Annotated in this window: 2 protein-coding genes and 1 pseudogene; 1 reads left to right on the top strand and 2 read right to left on the bottom strand. The window is 72.5% G+C overall.

Features of this window, described 5'->3' with window-relative positions; translation table 11 throughout:
• Positions 1-290: pseudogene (locus tag AB0D99_RS35600) on the bottom strand (hypothetical protein); the annotation flags it as partial.
• A 244-nt stretch (positions 291-534) separates the two neighbouring features.
• Between AB0D99_RS35600 and AB0D99_RS35595 the strand changes: the two are divergent.
• Positions 535-1,269: a helix-turn-helix domain-containing protein gene (locus tag AB0D99_RS35595; RefSeq protein ID WP_362372365.1), complete on the top strand. Its 735-nt coding sequence runs from the start codon at positions 535-537 to the stop codon at positions 1,267-1,269.
• Positions 1,270-1,287: 18 nt separating this feature from the next.
• Here AB0D99_RS35595 and AB0D99_RS35590 read toward each other — a convergent pair whose 3' ends face one another.
• Positions 1,288-1,875: a BadF/BadG/BcrA/BcrD ATPase family protein gene (locus tag AB0D99_RS35590; protein WP_362372362.1), complete on the bottom strand. Its 588-nt coding sequence runs from the start codon at positions 1,873-1,875 to the stop codon at positions 1,288-1,290.
• Positions 1,876-1,970 lie beyond the last annotated feature (95 nt).

Genomic DNA, 1,970 nt, shown 5'->3' with positions numbered 1-1,970 from the left:
TCGGCGCCCTTCGCCTCGACACGCGAGCCGGCCGGCAGCCGCACGGTCACCTCGACATAGCCCGAACCGCCGAGGATCTGGTTCTTCGCCTCCGGACCCGTGACCCGCAGGACGCCGTCGGCGAACTCCACCGTGGTCCGCTCGGCCGCCTTCACATCACGACCCTTGGACGGGTCCGCGGGGCGGACCTCGACGGTGGCGTCGGACCGGTCGGCGGCGATGACCTGGATCCGCCCGGCGGGGATGTTCACGAAGGCCGAGACAGTGGCGGTGGTGGCGAACGTCTGCATGGTGCTCTCCTTGTTCCCGTGGCGGGCGCTCCGTCGACCCGCTGTTTCTGATACTGGAAAGCTACGTTGCGTTCGAAGAACTGGCAACACACTCGTTGCGCAGAATCAGCATCGCCGCAGGTAGATGCCGAGAATTCATTGCAACGGCCCTGAGCATAACGCAACAGCCCGTATGTCGCTCGTTGCAATGGACAGCGGGTGAACGCTATGCTCGGGCCTTCGACGGACCACGAAGGAGACCGTGATGCCCGGAGGCAGGCTCACCCAGGCCGAACGTCAGCAGATCGCGCTGGGACTGGCCGACGGCCTCGCCTACGCCGAGATCGCCAGGCGCCTCGAACGCCCGACCTCGACCATCACGCGCGAGGTCACGCGCAACGGCGGCCCCACCGCCTACCGCGCCGACCTCGCCCACCGCGCCACCGAGCGGCGCACCCACCGCCGCAGGCAGGCCGCGCCTCCGGGGGCGCGTCCGCAGGCCCACGGAGGTGACGCCGAGGCGGTTCACGAGTACGAGGAGCTGTTCACGACCGTCATGATGCAGTCGGGTCTGCCCAAGATGATGTCCCGGGTGATGGCCGGCCTCTGCCTGGCCGACTCGGGCAGTCTCACGGCCTCCGAACTCGCCGGGCGCCTCCAGGTCAGCCCGGCCTCCGTCTCCAAGGCGATCACGTTCCTGGAGGGACAGGGCATGGTCCGCAGGGAACGCGACGAACGCCGCCGCGAGCGCTATGTCGTCGACGACGACGTCTGGTACCAGTCGATGATGGCGAGCGCCCGTTCCACCGCCCACATCGGCGATGTCGCACGGCAGGGCGTCGGCGTCCACGGCCCCGGCACCCCCGTCGGCAACCGCCTCCAGAACATCTCCCGCTTCCTGGACTTCGTCTCCGAGAGCACCGCCCGCGCCGCCGAACAGGCCCGCGCCGTCCTCCACGCGAAGCCGGAGTCGGCGACGGAGCCGGACAGCGCCGACTGAGCCGCTCGCGGAGCGTCGTCACACGAGTCGGGCGAGGGCCACCGCACCGGCCACGCCGTCCGGCACCGGGGACGGGGCCAGCCCCAGGACACCCACCCGCTCGGCGAACCGCGCCAGCAGCGGGCCGCCGGGGCCGATCAGACCGCCCGTGGAGACCAGCGGCTCCCCCGGGCGCGGAGCCAACGCCGCTACGGTGGCGGCCAGTTCGTCCGCCGCCCGGTCGAGCAGCACGCGGGCCACCTCGTCCCCGGCCCGCTCCGCGTCCACCACGAGCGGGCTGAGCGCCGCGAGCCTGACGGGGTGGGCGCCGAAGCCGTACCCGACGACGTGCTCCTTCGTCCAGCCGCCGCACACCTCCCCGACCGGCCCGGTGAGGGCCGTGGCCGGGCCACGGCCGTCCAGGGAGCGCAGAACCGCCCGGAGCGCCTCGCGCCCCAGCCAGAAGCCGCTGCCCGCGTCGCCGAGGAGCCAGCCGTCTCCGTCCACGGCCCGGACCGCCCTGCGGCGCTCCACGCGCGCGGCAGCGGCGCCGGTGCCCGCGATCAGCACGAGCCCGTCCGCCGGAGCGCCCGGCCCCGAGGCGAAGGCGATGTCCGCGTCCCCCACGACCTCGACCCCGGCGGCGCAGGTCCTGGATCTGCGTCCTGATGTGCTCCGGCAGGCGGCGGTGGGCCTCGACCATGTTGACCCAGATCGTGTCG

Origin of the sequence: Streptomyces sp. NPDC047971 (genome assembly GCF_040653355.1) — a bacterium.
Classification (GTDB): Bacteria; Actinomycetota; Actinomycetes; order Streptomycetales; family Streptomycetaceae; genus Streptomyces.
Note: the sequence above shows the minus strand (reverse complement) of the source record. Positions and strands in the feature narration are given on the sequence as shown.